A 245-nucleotide genomic window follows, 5' to 3' on the forward strand; every position below is an offset into this window, starting at 1 on the left:
GCCCGGTCGTCACCAGGCGCAGGAACACCTCGTGCTGGTAGCGGCTCATCCGCAGCTGCTGGCCGGTATCCAGCGTCAGGACGTGGTGCCCGTTGAACCAGGGGTGGATGTCGCGCACGCGGCGCAGGTTGACGATGGCCGAGCGGTGCACGCGGGCGAAGCGCCGCGGGTCGAGCTTCGCGGCCAGCGTGGTCATCGTCTCCCGCAGCTCGTGCATGGCGTCGACCAGGTGCAGCTCGACGGTG

Annotated in this window: 1 protein-coding gene; it reads right to left on the minus strand. The window is 70.2% G+C overall.

Translation table 11 applies throughout. The features are described 5' to 3' along the window. The coding region (locus SB822_RS59865; protein WP_410859479.1) for a LytTR family DNA-binding domain-containing protein at window positions 1-245 on the minus strand (245 nt) is incomplete at both ends.

Source organism: Paraburkholderia sp. SIMBA_054 (assembly GCF_046534875.1).
GTDB lineage: Bacteria > Pseudomonadota > Gammaproteobacteria > Burkholderiales > Burkholderiaceae > Paraburkholderia > Paraburkholderia hospita.